This window comes from Paenibacillus sp. J2R1T-4 (assembly GCF_059692235.1).
On record NZ_JCAUBA010000008.1, the window covers coordinates 34,616 to 49,052 of the forward strand.

The 14,437-nt window shown below is 46.3% G+C and carries 10 protein-coding genes; 6 read left to right on the forward strand and 4 right to left on the reverse strand.

Features of this window, described 5'->3' with window-relative positions; translation table 11 throughout:
- Positions 1-135: 135 nt before the first annotated feature.
- The 6 genes from AC58QD_RS15140 to AC58QD_RS15165 all read left to right on the forward strand — a co-directional run bounded on the left by AC58QD_RS15140 (position 136) and on the right by AC58QD_RS15165 (position 4,984).
- A complete protein-coding gene (locus AC58QD_RS15140; RefSeq protein WP_497334610.1) occupies positions 136-1,083 on the forward strand; it encodes an ROK family glucokinase in 948 nt (315 codons plus the stop codon).
- A gap of 39 nt (positions 1,084-1,122) precedes the next feature.
- Positions 1,123-2,034, forward strand: a complete 912-nt coding sequence (gene rapZ, locus AC58QD_RS15145) for an RNase adapter RapZ (protein WP_497334612.1) — start codon at positions 1,123-1,125, stop codon at positions 2,032-2,034.
- On the forward strand, positions 2,031-3,017 hold the full coding sequence (locus tag AC58QD_RS15150) for a gluconeogenesis factor YvcK family protein (protein ID WP_497334614.1): 987 nt from the start codon (positions 2,031-2,033) through the stop codon (positions 3,015-3,017). Before rapZ ends, AC58QD_RS15150 begins: the two co-directional genes overlap by 4 nt.
- Before the next feature lie 6 nt (positions 3,018-3,023).
- Positions 3,024-3,995 (forward strand): DNA-binding protein WhiA, encoded by a 972-nt coding sequence (whiA, locus tag AC58QD_RS15155; protein WP_497334616.1) that lies wholly within the window; start codon positions 3,024-3,026, stop codon positions 3,993-3,995.
- Positions 3,996-4,072: 77 nt separating this feature from the next.
- Positions 4,073-4,342, forward strand: coding sequence for an HPr family phosphocarrier protein (locus tag AC58QD_RS15160; protein WP_127583159.1), 270 nt, complete (start codon positions 4,073-4,075; stop codon positions 4,340-4,342).
- Between the two features lie 324 nt (positions 4,343-4,666).
- Complete coding sequence (locus tag AC58QD_RS15165; protein ID WP_497334619.1) at positions 4,667-4,984, forward strand: helix-turn-helix domain-containing protein; 318 nt, start codon at positions 4,667-4,669, stop codon at positions 4,982-4,984.
- 191 nt (positions 4,985-5,175) lie between these two features.
- Here the strand turns inward: AC58QD_RS15165 and AC58QD_RS15170 are convergent, their stop codons facing one another.
- The 4 genes from AC58QD_RS15170 to AC58QD_RS15185 all read right to left on the reverse strand — a co-directional run bounded on the left by AC58QD_RS15170 (position 5,176) and on the right by AC58QD_RS15185 (position 14,376).
- Positions 5,176-9,141 (reverse strand): ligand-binding sensor domain-containing protein, encoded by a 3,966-nt coding sequence (locus tag AC58QD_RS15170; RefSeq protein WP_497334621.1) that lies wholly within the window; start codon positions 9,139-9,141, stop codon positions 5,176-5,178.
- A gap of 177 nt (positions 9,142-9,318) precedes the next feature.
- On the reverse strand, positions 9,319-10,680 hold the full coding sequence (locus AC58QD_RS15175; RefSeq protein ID WP_497334623.1) for an extracellular solute-binding protein: 1,362 nt from the start codon (positions 10,678-10,680) through the stop codon (positions 9,319-9,321).
- Between the two features lie 430 nt (positions 10,681-11,110).
- Positions 11,111-12,112, reverse strand: a complete 1,002-nt coding sequence (locus AC58QD_RS15180; protein WP_497334625.1) for a zinc-dependent alcohol dehydrogenase — start codon at positions 12,110-12,112, stop codon at positions 11,111-11,113.
- Positions 12,113-12,132: 20 nt separating this feature from the next.
- On the reverse strand, positions 12,133-14,376 hold the full coding sequence (locus tag AC58QD_RS15185) for a helix-turn-helix domain-containing protein (RefSeq protein WP_497334627.1): 2,244 nt from the start codon (positions 14,374-14,376) through the stop codon (positions 12,133-12,135).
- Between the last annotated feature and the right edge of the window lie 61 nt (positions 14,377-14,437).

The window sequence follows — 14,437 nt, forward strand, 5'->3', positions numbered from 1 at the left end:
AATCCCCTTCGGCATTGGCTGACGGGGATTCCTCTATTTGGTACGACCATCCAGACAGCTTGACCTTCGCATAGGGTTGGCTTATAGTTGGAACAGAAGCATGTCTATTTCATATTATTTCGAGGTGACAAAGGAATGTCAGAAAAGATTTATATCGGCGTGGACTTGGGCGGAACAAGTATTAAAGTGGGAATTTGCAACGAAGAGGGCAAGTTACTCCATACCTTTGAGGGGCCGACAGAGTCTGAAGAAGGTCCTCAAGCCGTGCTCGATCGAATCGCGCAATATGTGAAACAGATTGTATCTGACTCCTCGTATAGTTGGGAACAAGTAGCTGGAGTTGGCGCTGGTATCGCCGGATTTATCGATTTGGAACAAGGCATCGTCATAGAATCCGTTAACTTGAAGTGGCAAAATGTTGAGATAACGAGAGAGTTGAATGAACGCCTGAATCTTCCGGTCAAGGTCAACAATGATGCGAATGTAGCGGCATTGGGTGAAGCATGGAGCGGCGCAGGTAAGGGAGTGCAGCATTTGATCTGCCTCACACTAGGAACAGGTGTCGGTGGAGGCATTATTATAAATGGCAAGATCATAGAAGGCTTCCGTGGAATGGCGGCGGAGCTTGGTCATATTAAGATTGTTCCCGATCTGGAAGCTATCCAATGCGGCTGTGGACAGATGGGTTGCGTAGAAACCGTATCTTCAGCTACAGGTATTATCCGAATGGCGAAGGATGCCGTTGGGCGCGGGGAAATCACTTCCTTGTCGGAGCTGGATTCAATCTCTGCCAAAGCGGTATTCGATGCTGCTAAGGATGGAGATGAAGTAGCGATTCGTATTGTGAAGCGGGCTGCCTACTATTTGGCCAAGGCCATGGCGGCCGTGGCAGTCGTGTTGAACCCGCAGCGGTTCATTATTGGCGGCGGTGTTTCCAAAGCTGGTGATGTATTGTTCGATGAAATACGTAAAGTATACAAACAGAATGTTCCTGCTGTATTCGTCGATGGCGTAGATATCGTGCCTGCCCAATTAGGGAATGATGCAGGGATCGTCGGCGCAGCCGGGTTGAATTTGAATTAGTTCCTTCTTAAGCTTTTCCTCATGGGAGGTGGAACAATTATGGTGCATACAGATGAGGCTGGTTCAGCGGCCAAGTTAGTCATTATTACAGGCATGTCCGGAGCAGGTAAGACCATTGCAGTTCAAAGTTTGGAGGACCTTGGTTTTTTCTGTGTGGATAATTTGCCCCCTGTGTTGATACCGAAGTTCGCTGAACTCATCGATCAATCCAAGGGTCGAATCGGGAAGGTAGCCTTGGTGATTGACTTGAGAGGCAGAGAGTTTTTTACCTCTTTGTCGGAATCGCTTCGGATCATCCAGGAGAATTACACGATCACTTACGAAATCTTGTTCCTGGATGCTACGGACGGCTTGCTTGTCCAACGGTATAAAGAGAGTCGACGCAGGCATCCTCTCGCGCCAGATGGATTGCCGCTAGATGGGATCAGACTGGAGCGCAAGCTGCTCGAAGAGCTCAAAGGAATGGCTACTCAGGTTATCGATACGAGCAACTTGAAGCCAGGTGAATTGAAGGAACGAATTATTGATCGATTTACGAATATAGGCCGATCGGGAATATCCGTCAACGTGATTTCTTTCGGCTTCAAATACGGAATTCCAATTGATGCGGATTTGATCTTTGATGTACGGTTTCTGCCTAATCCTCATTATGTTGAGCAATTAAGACCGAATACTGGTATGGATCAGGATGTATACGACTATGTGATGAAATGGACAGAGACGCAACAGTTTCTGACCAAGCTGATGGATATGCTGCAGTTTCTTATTCCGCAGTATGCCAAAGAAGGTAAAAGCCAGGTAGTTGTAGGTATTGGTTGTACGGGAGGCAAGCATCGTTCCGTTGCAATAGCTGAATATTTGGGGAAACGAATGGGAGCAAGCGAGACAGAAACCGTACGGGTCAGTCACCGTGATGCGGATCGGGATCGTCGACCTGAGGTGAGCCGATGACCGAATTGAGTTCTAGCAGCGCTAAGCCGCGGATCGTCGTCATCGGAGGAGGTACGGGGCTATCCGTGATGCTGCGCGGCTTGAAAGAGAAGCCGCTGGACATCACAGCCATCGTAACCGTAGCCGACGATGGGGGGAGCTCCGGCATACTGCGCTCGGAGCTGCAGATTCCGCCTCCGGGAGATATTCGCAATGTGCTTATCTCCCTGGCCGATGTAGAGCCGCTGCTGGCGCAGATGCTCCAGCACCGGTTCAGCGCCGGCTCCGCCTTGGCCGGGCACAGCCTCGGCAACCTCATCCTGGCGGCGATGAAAGATATCACCGGGGACTTCGTCACCGGTGTGAAGGAGATGAGCCGCGTCTTCGCAGTCCGCGGCCGGGTGCTTCCAGCGAGCGATCAGCAGATCGTGCTGAAGGCTGAGATGATGGACGGCTCCATAGTAGAAGGGGAGTCGAACATCCCCAAGGCCGGCGGCAAGATCAAGCGAGTCTTCATCGAGCCACCCGACGTATCGGCGCTGGGCGAAGCGGCCGATGCGATACGGGAGGCCGATGCGATCCTTATAGGGCCGGGCAGTCTATTCACAAGTATTCTACCGAACTTGCTCGTTCAAGACTTGGCCGATGCCATCGTGAACAGCAGCGCCATCAAGATCTTCGTATGCAACGTCATGACCCAACCAGGGGAAACGGATGGATATTCCGTCAGTGATCATTTACAAGCGATTTATGAACATGTGGGGCATCATTTATTCGATTACGTCATAGTGAATAATGGGGAGATTCCTCCTCAGGTGCAAGATAAATACGCAGAAAAAGGCGCAAGAGCCGTACACCTCGATTTGGATGAAGTGACCAAGCGAGGCTATAAGGTAATTGCCGACAGGCTCGTGCTGTTCCGCACCTATTTGCGGCATGATGCCGAGCGATTAAGCCATCATATTTATCAGCTGGTGGAAAGTTGGATGGTACGAAAGAGGTGAGTTCCGTTGTCCTTTGCAGCCCAAACGAAGAAAGAGTTGACCTTGATTGAAGCCGACGCTTGTTGTGAGCGAGCTGAGCTAGCGGCCTTGATCCGCATGAATGGCTCTGTACAGCTAACGAATCAGCGCATCGTCTTGGACATCTCGACGGAGAATGCGGCCATAGCTCGACGGATTTACTCGTTGATCAAGAAAATGTTTAACATTCATACCGAGTTGTTCGTGCGTAAAAAGATGCGGTTGAAGAAGAATAATGTATATATTGTTCGTCTCCCCGGTCAAGTGCAGGAAATCCTAGCCGATCTGCAAATTGTATCAGAGGGCTTTCAGTTTACGACTGGGATTGACAAACAAATTGTACGAGGCAACTGCTGCAAGAAAGCTTATCTTAGAGGAGCTTTCATGGCGGGGGGTTCGGTTAACAATCCCGAGGGCTCCTCTTATCACCTGGAGATCGCCTCCATGTATGAGGAGCACTGCCAAGCATTATGTCAGCTAGCCAATCGCTTCGATCTGAATGCACGCTGTATTGAGCGCAAGAAAGGGTTCGTCTTGTATGTAAAGGAAGGGGAGAAGATAATACAGTTCCTCAGCCTGATCGGCGCGCATCAAGCTCTGTTGAGGTTCGAGGATGTCCGTATCATGAAGGACATGCGTAACTCCGTTAACCGGATTGTGAATTGTGAGACGGCTAACCTGAACAAGACCATCGGGGCAGCTGTGAGGCAGATTGATAATATCCGATTGTTGCAGAAGACGATCGGATTGGAGAATTTGCCTGAGAAGCTTCGAGAGGTTGCAGAGATCCGATTGCAGCATTCCGATATGAACTTGAAGGAAGTCGGCGAGATGCTGAAGGGAAATGTAAGCAAGTCTGGCGTGAACCATCGGCTGCGAAAATTGGATGAATTAGCGGAAAAAGTAAGGAATTCACTACCTGATACGAAATTGCCAACGTTTTCTTTTACAGATTCATGAAAAATGGTATAATGAAATAATAAAGAAACCGTCAGAGCGTTTGAATAAAGTGATGGATGTAGGGGGTATAGGCGAAAATGACAAGACGACCAGCAGTCGTTAAACTCAGAACAGGGCTACATGCTAGGCCGGCAGCGCTTTTCGTACAAGAGGCGAATAAGTTCTCTTCTGAGATTTTCGTGGAGAAAGACGATAAGAAGGTTAATGCTAAGAGTATCATGGGTATTATGAGCTTGGCGATCAGTTCAGGTACAGAAGTACACATAAGTGCAGAAGGTTCGGATTCCGAGCAGGCTGTAACCGCTTTAGTAGCACTCGTTGGCAAAGAGGAATTGGAGAATCAATAAGAGCGGCGCTTCCCTAGTGGAGGCGCTGTTTTTGTGTAGATGTGTTAGAGTATTCGACTCGAACTGAACTCGATCACCATGGACCTTTGGAATGATCTCCCCAGAGGTTTTTCCTCTATCCGCAGGAGCGTGTCCCCAGTAGTAACGATCAAACAAAAAATGTATCTCATTTTCTATTAGTTGGTTGATTTCTACCTCCAAAAGCATTGATCTATAAGGCTTCTCCGTTGTATTGCTTCCCAACATGTGAAAATTTAAACGAAAATGAAAACGCTTTATTTACATATTTGGAAGGCCCACTATAATGGGAAATGTGCTGATGCAATGAATCCATCGTATATAGCTCAATATATTGAAGAGAACTATACCGGGAATTTGCATTTGGACCATATGGCCGATATTATGGGGACTTCTCCCAAATATTTCTCGAATTACTTTAAGAAGGCGTTCACCATCAATTTTGTGGAATATCTGAATAAAGTAAGGCTGACGCATGCGAAGGATTTGTTGAAAACTACGGAGATGTCGGTCGCGGAGATCGGCGAAAAAACCGGTTACTCTAATGCTTCCACATTTACTGGCACATTCAGAAAATATTGGGGGATATCACCAAGCGAATACCGCAAGCACACTTTAGATTGAATATCGGCATGTAAGAAAGAAAGAAAGAAGAACCAGACGTATTTGTTCTAGAGTCAGGTTCTTCTTGTTAGGTTAACCGACACGAAAGCAGTTAGCAAAGGCCCCGGGAATCCCGGGGCCTTCCCCTCCACCACTCACTCATCAGTCGATCTTACTTATCTTTTCCCTACTTTGGGTTATTGCTTCTTGGGTCATTTTACGGTAACAGTCGCACTTGCCGTGCTGCTGTTGCCCGCTTTATCAGTCACCGTGTAGGTGATGGTGTAAACGCGGTCCTGCTTGCCGGAGCGCTCTGCGCGAAGCTCAAACGAGGTATCCAACATTCCGTAGGCCGCTCCCTGGATATCCGCCGCATTTTTCTTGTTTCCGTTGTTGTTGTTGTTGTTGTTGTTGTTGTCATCGTCAAAGTCATCAGGATCCTGACTGTCGTCTCCCTTACTGGATTCCGGGTCGCTGCTTACTATAGAGGTCAGCACAACCGATGCAACTCCGGAACCAACATCTTGAGGTGTTAAGGCGACTTCGATCGGAATCATTTTGTTGTTGGTTTTATCGATCATGGGTTTATCCACAACGACTTTCAGGGTCGGAGCTGCTTTGTCGATGTTTGTGACAATGGCAACGGCAGTGCCTGTGTTGCCAGCTGCATTAGTAAACTCAAACGTAAAGCTGCCGTTCTCTTCAAACGTATAGCTCGATGAACCGCCATTATTGGTGATTGTTACCGCCTCACTCGGCGTAATAGTAGCCACGACATCTTTGTTCGTCAACTCTGTGTTGCTGTAAGCAACGGTTGCAGTCAATGGTTTCTTCACAACAGGGACCGTTATAGTTAACGGATTCGAAACTCCGGCTCCGCCCACGTGCAGCCTATAGTCCCCTCCCTGTAATCCCTTTAAATTTATCGAATCGCTGTAGGATCCATTCACTTCACTCTTGGTGTAGCCTACGTACACAACTTGACCATCTGGGGACGTGAGCTTTAATCTGATCATCGATGTACTTGGTGTAGCTGCAATTGACCCATGCACCCTAATGATATCGGATTCTGCTTCGTATTCAGCTGATGCTGATTGAAGTGCCGTTTTTGCCGGTTCAGTTGTATAATTCAAGGCAAGTTTATATAGGTGTGAGTTTTTAGCATAATACAAATGATCCTCGCCATCCAAAGTCATCAAGCTTACATCGTTCACAATAGTTTTATGCTCTAAAGTATTGGAATCAATAACAGTTAATTGGCGTCCTACCGTGGTGTAGAAGAGACCATGCTCTCCCCAACGAATATGGAATGGTCTCCATGTGCTTCCTGCACTGCTATTTGCATACAATAATTTGCTTTTGACTACCTTTAATGAGTCTGCCGGATCTAATGCAAACACGGAAAATGTTGTTCCGCCGGTCACTGCCTCACCGAACGATGTTCCCCATAACAGTCCATCTGGACCGAATGAAAGATCCCCAATCATTTTGTGATGAGTCATTCCTTCAATTTGCGGGGAAAATTCTTTGATCTTTGTTGCATTAGCCACATCCCACATAAATATCTTTGCTTCAGTGGCGACGGGATCGATTCCTAGACCGCCCCATATCGTTGTACCGCCATACACAACATTATCCTTGTAGGCTAATCCTATGATACTTTGGTCTTGAACTACATTGCGATGCTCCGACCATGTATTGGCCTTTTCATCATAAACTGTTAGTGCGCCGCCCAATATACCATAGTCAGAGATAGTCCCTATAAAGAGCTTGTCATCCCCTGAATCGAAGGTGAATGGCCTGCTCTGACCATTACCGATATCATGAACAAGTGAAGGATTAACCCCTCGTTCATACGGTAAGGTTGGGTCGTACTTGTAAATGATCGCCCCACCATAAATTCCGAAATACATTACATTATTTAAAGTGCCCATGCCTTCAATTTGGCCGAATACTTTTTCTTGCTTGTCGTATTGTTCTGTCTCCGGATCGTACATGGTCAGACTGCTCTGAAAACCTCCCAAATATAGTCGGTGATCCGGTCCCATTTCTAAGCTTTGAATATTGATTCCTTGAGCATTCAACTCTGGGTGGGTCCGTGTTATCGAATGGTCCTCAGGATCATATAAAATATATTCCAATCCCTTGGTAACTAAGCCTAGCAAAGTCTTCCCGGTCTTCGGGCCCTCAGTCTGAACAATCCAATCATAAGCTACAACTGTAGATTCCGCGGATATAAATGCGCCAGGAATGACATTGACATCGTTAGTGTCCGAATTGTAGGTTGCTAAAACACCAGTAGTCGCATCCCGAAAATACAATAAATTGGGTTGTAGCGGGGAAGGCTTGGAAATCATTCCATCTGCTCTAAATTCCGCAGGATATGCCATTGAATAGAGAAGCTCTTCTGACTTTTCATCAAGAATATAGAGCGATGTCGCTCCGACACGGACAAACAGCTTGTCGTTGTAGATCCATACTTCAGCAACTGAGCCCGAGCCTCCTGTGCCCGGCAGCATAACTTCCGTTTTTTCGCCGGTTTGACGGTTAATTTTGAATAGGTGGGTTTCAATTCCTATACCTGCATAGATGTAATCCTGGGATGCACCGATACCTCTTACATAATCTTGCTCGGGATGCATTCTGCCTAAATCCTTGAAAGTGGCCTCGGCAATATTATATTCGAATACTTTAGCATTTTTCCAAGTGCCTCCATAAATAAAACCATCGGGAGTTGCTGCTAAATCAAAAATTTGCCGATCACCAGTTGGGTTGACCCCTAAGTTTTGGATTATTCTCTCTTTGGGCAAATACCGGTATAAAGCCCCATTATCTGGCCCGCCGAAGTATATGTTTCCATCAGAAGCCATAGTAAGGGCAACGATGTTCGAATTCCCTATCAAATCTTGAGAAAACTTGACGTTGCCGTTCTTCGCATCAAGCACATAAAAGGTAGCTGGTGAGCCATTAGTGGCAAAATACACCTCATCGTTACCCATCTGGGCTCCTACCGTAAAGGAAGCGAGTGTAGCTTCTCCCAAATCAACGGGATCCCCAACTGTAACAGGGAATTCGTATGGAAGACCTTCTACTACACGGATGTTATCCATATAAAAGGTGCTCAAAGTAGCTGTTCCGGAATATAACCAAATTTCCGCACTAGCCGCCTCTGAAGGAGCGATGCCCTCAACCGTCTGGTCGATCCAGCTATTCAGTGGGGATTGCAGGTTAGATCGTAAAGAGGTGCCTATTTTTGAGCCTGATGCGTTAAAAAAGTCTACAAGTATCGTTGCGGATCCGCTTACCAAGTAGGTCTGAGCGGACACAGAGTACCGTTTACCTGGTGTAACAGGGAACCTGTTGCTGATTAATCCCAATGACTTGCTGCCACCGTCAACCATTTTCAAGCTGTTGGTTCCTTCGTAGGCTTGTTCATTCGTTACTTGTATGGAATACTCGCTAGTTAATGGAGACCAATAATAGTTCCAACCCGGGATGTTCGACCCTGTTGCCGGTTCCTCAAAACCATAGTTTGGAGTCAGTGGGGGTGTTGGTACCACTAGTTTTGTGATGCTAAAATCATCGAAGTATCCAGTGAATGTGTTGGCAGAATGAGAGAGCATGAAAAAGATAGCATGAGTCGCTCCATCCGGGACATTAGTTTCGATAACCATCTCCAACCATTCATTTCTTGCCAGATCTTTATCAAGAATCTTGATTTTCTTATCACTGGTCGTCAACCGGTTGGCTTCCGTGATCGTTGCCGATTTGTAGAAACGGATAATCATCTCTACGCCTCCGGTGGCGCTTGTAGTGCTGAAGTTCTCAACAAGTACATTAGATTTCGCTTGAATCAATGATCCTGCCTCGACCGCGATTGCCGAGCTTTCTGGAGCCGTATTCTTGTTAATGGATACTAGCTTCATACTGTGAGAACCCGACTTATAAACTGAATCGCTTACAGACATACCTGTACTATTTCCGCTACTCCAGTACCTCCAACCCACTGGTCTTCCACCGGTACCAATTCCTTCCTCGAAGCCAGGATTGACGACCTCAAGCGGGATTCTATCATATTCAGAACCGACTGCACTTGCATTGTAAGGCAACACAGGCATCATCGTCATTACTAACATCATAATCAGTAGAATGGTAGCCGTTTTTGTTTTTCGATACATGTTATTTCACTCGCCTTCTTATACGATGCGGGTTCCGCACTCGTAATTAATGTTGTGCGTGTCATTCCTTGAATACTAAGAGTGCGTCTATGGATCTGCATCCTCCCTTTATGCATCATGGCCATATCTTGGCCATATCGTTGCTGCTTCCAATGATAACCTTATTTGAAAGCGCCGTCAAAAGAAATCTTCTAATCGTCTGCAAACGGTACCTGCATCTTCCATACCGGACCAAAACAGCTTTAATTCCCGTCTTATGCGAATCATATGCTCATTGCGAATATTCAAATCCGACAACAATTTAAAGGATGGAATCATGTTACTATACATATGGAAGCTGGACGGCCGGTTTATTTCTTCCTTGCCTGTCCATTCGGCCGCCTTTTTTAAGCTCGGTATGGATATCGTTTGTTTACGGATCATCAGCTGCGCTGAATACGACAGCATGAAATCTACCAATTTTTCAGAAGCTTCTTTCACTTTGGATCTTCGGCTAATAGCAAGACCGGTCATAAGAAGTAAAGTTTTGGGGTCATGAATCGCAGGCAGCGGCGCTATATCATAGGCAAGTCTAGCATCTCGGAATTTATTGATACTATAGTACGTAGACATGATCATAGACACTTTTCCTTGTAAGAATAACTCTTCTACATCGGAATCACTTTCAGAAAAGTAATGGGCATTAATCAGTTTACGGCATAATTGTATACCTTCCATAAATTTTTGCTTCGCCGATTGCTTTGAACCTTGAAGATTCCCGAATTGAAATCCGTTTTGCAGGAGGATGATCGGCCATCTATTGCTCGAGAGTAAATGATAATAGAAGCCGTATCTGTCCTCTTTTTTGCCCAACGTTTTGGCTGCCAACATTAGATCGTCCCATGTCCAACTGCTGTTGGGCTCAGCTAACCCGTGTTCGGCAAAATGGTCTTTGTTGTAGCACAGAACGACAGGAGAGAAGATGAAAGGCAGCGCGAGCAAATGATTGTCGGTTGTAAAAGCATTTGCTATAAAATCGTATATATCGGGATTAGGCTTGAGCTCCTCTAGAAGCTCCAGTCCGCGTCCCTCACGGAAAAAATCAAAATCAGCATGATTGATCATTACCACATCGAGCAAATCATTGTCGATATATTCGGTTACCGTTTCCAAATACGGGTCATATGGAATCAGAATCGACTGAACCTTAATGTGGGGATAATGGGTGTGAAATTCTGCAATGATCTCGTTTAACGCCGCTTCCATATCCATATTTTTATAACACCCAAGCTTTAAGGTGTACGTGACTGCGTTATGGGGATTACGTACTTTTGCTCCCACTTTCGGGAGTTTTTCTATTAACCCTTCTTCCAGAAGAACTTGCAAACCTTTGCGCACAGAGCTTTTACTGAGATTGAATGTTTCCCCTAGCTCTGCGTTTGAAGGCAGAAATTCACCGATCGTCAGTTTATTCGTCAAAATATGATTTCTTAACATCGATACCATCTCATCCATTCGTTTATGGTACGTGATACGGCTTGGTTTATTGGCTGTCATCATTAACATTCCCCTTAAATTCCATTTCGCTTATTCTAGCATATATACGATGATCAAAGACAACCAAGAGAAAGAGTATTGGGATCCAGTATGCAGCCTTACAGTATTAATAGGGGTTATCTAATGTGCGAAGACAAACAATAGAGGAAACGATCAAAAAGGGATTTTGCTGGAGTGAACCTTAGATTAGGCAGCACAAATACAAGGCAGTTTGAGGTATTGTTCAGGAGGAGAGACAGAGGCATTATAAAATCGGATGGGTTGAGCGATATGGGAATCCTAAACATCCATGCACGAATACAGCTGTATTTTGAAGGTTTATACAGCCCTAAGGTAGACACATAGATGTGGATGGGAGCGGGAACAGCAGCCGCATCGTTTAGAAACGAGGCTCCTGTCCCCGTAACGTAAGTAGGGGTATGGATTACCTTATTCAGAAACGAAGCAGCGTGCCAATTGCAGGCGAAGGGGTTAACAAGTATTGATCGAACGCTTCCTTGGCATGATCTACGGGGTAAATCCCGCTGATGAGAGATTTGACGCTGATCCGCTTTTCGGCCAAAAGACGGATGTACTCTCGTGTGTTCCTTCCTTCTGTCCAACGTACGAAACCGATTGGATAGTCCTGATTATGCAGCTCGTACTGAGGATCATAGCGGCCTGGACCGCCTGCTCTGGAGATGAGGACCTGGGCTTCCTTACCGAACATTGCTCCCCTCGAGAATTGTGCCGTAATATCCCCAACGATTACAATCTTCCCTCGATCCCGCAGCCAAGAGAACGAATCATTAATCAGCTTCTCTCCGTCGCCGCTTGCGCAGAGGATAACACTGTCAGCTCCATATCCGTCGGTTATAAGGGGCAGCATCTGCTCTAGCTCCTCTTGGGAGCTGTAGGAGTGCTTGACGCCGCATTGCTGGAGCCGCTTCGCACGTTCAGCATTCGTATCGAATGCAACAGGTATCAAAGAGGCTGCCGATGCGATCTGGGCGAGCAGGTTGCCGAGTATCCCCAGCCCTACAATCACCGCACTTTCACCGAAACGCAGATCTGCAACGCGAAGCGCATGTATCGCAATCGCTCCGAGACCGGCAAATGCAGCCTCTTGCGGATCGACATGGTCGGGAACGGGCGCCGTTAGGTTGGCCGGCACCGACATCAGCTCCGTATGACGGACATAAGGTGCTCCATAACAGGCAACACGCTGTCCTGGCAGCAGGTCTGTGACCCCTTCGCCAACCTGTTCAATGATTCCCACACCGCTATACCCTAAATCAATGGGTGTCTCCTTGGAGCGCCTCAAGGCAGTCAGCTCGGTTCCGGGACTGATCGCTGAATATTCAGTCCGGATCAGCACATGACCGGGCTTCGCGTTTGGTGCCGCTATATTACTCGGAACAATTATGCTTCCGTCTCTGGCTTGTACAGCTTTCATGATTTCAAGATCCTTTCTTTTTACCGGTTCATCTGTTTCCTGTATTCGCTCGGTGAGATTCCGTATTGCTTTTTGAACGTGCTGGTGAATGTAGAAGCGTTCAGATACCCTGTCTTTTCGCCAATTTCCGCAATAGATAGCTCTGGACGTTTCATCATCTCTTTGGCCTTAAGCAGTCTGACCTTGTTCAAGTACTCAACGAAATTGATTCCGAACGTCTTCTTGAAGTAGTTAGAGAAGTACTTCGGTGTTGTATGAAGCTTCTCCGCCATATGATCCAGATGAAGATAGTCCATGTAATGAGTCTCGATATATTGAGCAATGAAGGCTGGATCGAGCTTCCGCTTAGGATCCGGTTTGGATAGATCGGCGGAGATGGCGCGTACGATCCCGATCAGGGCATTGCGCATATCGACAGCCGCTGCTGTGGTTTCAATCTGTTTGTAGAAAGATTTCTCCAGAGTGAAGACTCGCTTGGCCTCCGAATCACTAAGATCCCAGTGCTTAAGCAGCTCGTACAGAATCGTGGTTGCAACTGAAGCCATCTGGAAGCGGTGAATGCCGCGCACCTCGTTATCTTGAATGATGCTGTCGATGATGCGCACGCATTCCTCTTCATTACCTATAATCAGGCACTGTGCTGCTTTTTCAATCTCGTCAAGCGGGGCATATACCTTCCAATTGGGGCGGATCAATGTGTAGTCAATAAGCGCATCATCTGAGTTCATATGACGGTACAAGAAGCACTCGTTGATCTCTTGGAATGCCTTGGGACAATGGAAAATCTCGGATGTATAAGCTCTGCTCGCGGCTGCCTCCGTTACTAACCCTTTCCACTCGGAACTCTTGGCCTGTCTAATTAACGTATGAAGCTGTTTGATTGCAAAGTCACGTTCAAATGGGCTTTCAAGACCGATCACCACAAGTTGATAGCCCAGTTCCATCCGAAAAACAAATGAATGCTCGAAGCGTTTGCTGAGCTCGGTCTCCAGGAAAGAGGCGGCTTCAGACAGGAGTGTGCCTGATTCCTGCGATGCACTGAATTTTTTATGGATTCGGAAAGCGGCGAAAATGAAGTATTTGGCTTGATAGAACGGTGCAAAATCCCTCTGGAACCGTTGTTCAAGGCCTCTTCCGCCGGATTCAGAGTGTATGGCGTTTAATAGTGCGGCTTTTCGCATCTCCTGCTGGAATATATCCATCTGATGCTTGAACGATTCATTCTCTTGCTGTATTTTCACTATGCCGGTCCTTATGTTCAGGAAGTCAGCCCCGTTATGATCGCGTCCTGCCACTAATTTGACGATGTTACGAATCGGCCTGTACAAGTACAGGCTGAGCAGGGCGGAGAGGATGACGGCACAGGCTATAGCCGAGAGCATGATTTGACGGTTAACATCTTTAACAGGCTTCTTGTTGGCGAATGGATAGGGTGTTTTGTTAATATACATAAAGCCGTTGTATTCCGATTTGTACAGATGATATTCATGATCCATCTTCTTCAATGAGGTCTCTGAATCGGTACCTGGGTTAAGCTCGTAGATTACGTCCAGCAGGTCCCACTTTTCCTCGGTATTCATAATGATATTGCGGTTCTGGTCCATGACAATCAGAGAAGATCCTTGCATCATGGCTTCTTGATTAACCTTTTGCAGCAGCTTATCCATTTTCAAAAAAACCAGCACATTAAGAGAAGAGATCTGAGTACTGCCCATAACAGGAATTAGCTTGCGTACACCGCCTGTGTTGGAAGTCGTGAATGACTGTGCTGAAAATATTCGGGAGGGATGCTTCGTTTCCGATAGTTTCTTCCAAAATTCAAGATTATAGGCCGAGTTAGCGTATGAGGAACGTAGCAGCTCCTCTAGTGATATGGTCCCGGAAGTAGTGATAGCCAAATCCGAGCCTTGATGAAAAATAACGACGTCCTCTACATAGTCCATTGAAGAAATGAGGGAGCGTATGTTCATATGGGTAAGATAAGCTTCATGCATATCTACCGTCCCGTCATTCCTCCAAGCGCTATAGGATAACATTTGAACGGAAAACAAAATATCATTAATATTTTTGAAACTGTCGTCAAAGAGACGAACCATGTTCTTAACAACCAGCTTGTTGTTCTCATTGACTTGTTGATAGATATCGGTAATGGAATTTCTATACACTAAGTAATTCGAAATGAACATGGTAACCGCCACTAATAGCAGGGCAAGAAAAATTTGTAGCAAACCTTTATTGACAGTAGCCCTGAATTTGGGCAGCATCGCCCCAACCCCCATCGAATGAGAAAGATGTCGTACCCTACCATTATTCGACATAAATAAA

Bases quoted from the DNA above. Each gene is read 5' to 3' on its own strand.
- AC58QD_RS15150 (WP_497334614.1), top strand. From the start codon at position 2,031: ATGACCGAATTGAGTTCTAGCAGCGCTAAGCCGCGGATCGTCGTCATC.
- AC58QD_RS15180 (WP_497334625.1), bottom strand. From the start codon at position 12,112: ATGAAAGCTGTACAAGCCAGAGACGGAAGCATAATTGTTCCGAGTAAT.
- AC58QD_RS15175 (WP_497334623.1), bottom strand. From the start codon at position 10,680: ATGATGACAGCCAATAAACCAAGCCGTATCACGTACCATAAACGAATG.
- AC58QD_RS15160 (WP_127583159.1), top strand. From the start codon at position 4,073: ATGACAAGACGACCAGCAGTCGTTAAACTCAGAACAGGGCTACATGCT.
- AC58QD_RS15185 (WP_497334627.1), bottom strand. From the start codon at position 14,376: ATGCTGCCCAAATTCAGGGCTACTGTCAATAAAGGTTTGCTACAAATT.
- AC58QD_RS15170 (WP_497334621.1), bottom strand. From the start codon at position 9,141: ATGTATCGAAAAACAAAAACGGCTACCATTCTACTGATTATGATGTTA.
- AC58QD_RS15140 (WP_497334610.1), top strand. From the start codon at position 136: ATGTCAGAAAAGATTTATATCGGCGTGGACTTGGGCGGAACAAGTATT.
- rapZ (WP_497334612.1), top strand. From the start codon at position 1,123: ATGGTGCATACAGATGAGGCTGGTTCAGCGGCCAAGTTAGTCATTATT.
- AC58QD_RS15165 (WP_497334619.1), top strand. From the start codon at position 4,667: ATGAATCCATCGTATATAGCTCAATATATTGAAGAGAACTATACCGGG.